Consider the following 1,473-nt stretch of genomic DNA (forward strand, 5'->3'; position numbering starts at 1 on the left):
CCCCCCCCCCCCCCCCCCCCCCCCCCCCCCCCCCCCCCCCCCCCCCCCCCCCCCCCCCCCCCCCCCCCCCCCACGGGCTCGCGTTGTGGCCGCAGGGCTTAGTGGGTGGCGCTGAGCTGCGCGATCTCGTCGAGGGTGACGTCGTAGATGACCTCGGTGGGGGTCAGCGGGATCGCGGTGGCGACGGCGGCGTCGGCGTAGACGTCCACCCGGGTGTACTCCCCGCCGACCATGCCGGTCAGCCGGTCGGCCGGGCCGAGGGTGCGGGCGCTGTAGGCGGTCGCGCCGGCCACCCAGACCGGCACCCCCCCGATCACCCCGGCGGAGGAGTGGTGGGCGTGACCGGTCAGGACGATCCGGACGTCGGTGCCGCGCAGCACGTCGGCCAGGTTCGCGGGCTCCGCCAGCAGGTACTTGTTCACCATGGAGATCGGCGACGGCACGGGCGGGTGGTGCAGGGCGAGGACCGTTCCGCCGGGCGCGGGGGTGGCCAGCTCGTCGGCGAGCCAGCGCAACTGGGCGGTGCTGAGGAAGCCGCCGTGCTCGCCCGGCTCGGACGTGTCCAGGACGATGATCCGCAGATCGTCGACCCAGTGGACGTAGTCGTAGGCCTCGTCGGTGGGCTCCGTGCCGAGCAGCCCCGCCCGGAACGGGCCCCGCGAGTCGTGGTTGCCGACGGCGTAGAGGACCGGCGTGCCCAGCCGCTCGGCCACCGGCTCGACCAGGTCACGCAGGCGCTGGTAGGCGACGAGGTCCCCGCTGTCGGCGAGGTCGCCGGTCAGCAGCAGCGCGCCGACCTTCAGGGTGGACGCCTCGATCTGCTCGAGGGCCGTCCGCAGCCCGGCATGGGAGTCGACCTTACCGTGGAGCAGCTCGCCCTCGCGGACGATGTGGGTGTCGCTGAGCTGGATGAGGATGTGGCTGGGAGTGAAGTCGCTCGGGTCGAGAGAGCTGGACATGAGGGTCCTTCCGCGGAGGCTGTTGCTACCGGTCGGCGGGGGTGGTTGCTGGGGTGGCTGAGGTGTCGTCGTCCGGGTGGGTGGGCACCAGGAGCGCGTCGACCAGGCGGTTCAGCGCGTGCGGGGTCGCGCCGTGTGCGAGCAGGTACGAGCGGGTGTCCCCGAAGCCGGCGCGGATGCGGTCCAGCGCGCGCAGGATGAGCTCCGGCGGGCTGGCCAGCATGGCCGGTGCCACCGCGGCCCCGTCCGCCGAGGTTCGGGCCGACATCCGCAGGACGGCGGCGGCGGCCTCGTCGCGCAGGAAGTAGGACGTCAGGGCGAAGTCCTCGGCGATCACCTCGGTCGGCACCCCGGCGAGGTCGAGGACCAGGGCGATGACCAGGCCCGTGCGGTCCTTGCCGGCGCTGCAGTGCACGATCGCCGGCAGCGCGCCCGGCGCGGCGAGCGCGACGACCGCGGCGGTGAGGCGGCTGCCGCGCTGGTCGACGGCGAAGTCGAACACGCTGGCCAGATC

The 1,473-nt window shown here is 74.5% G+C and carries 2 protein-coding genes; both read right to left on the reverse strand.

What is annotated here, in order from left to right; translation table 11 throughout:
• Positions 1–98: 98 nt before the first annotated feature.
• Positions 99–959 carry a metallophosphoesterase gene (locus ND748_RS31880; RefSeq protein ID WP_251749991.1) on the reverse strand — a complete coding sequence of 287 codons (861 nt, stop codon included), beginning with the start codon at positions 957–959 and terminating at the stop codon, positions 99–101.
• Between the two features lie 25 nt (positions 960–984).
• Positions 985–1,473, reverse strand: a 489-nt coding sequence (locus ND748_RS31885; RefSeq protein WP_251749992.1) for a tyrosine-protein phosphatase, incomplete at its 5' end; no start/stop codon positions are given.

The organism is Frankia sp. AiPs1 (genome assembly GCF_023716945.1).
Taxonomy (GTDB): Bacteria; Actinomycetota; Actinomycetes; order Frankiales; family Frankiaceae; genus Frankia.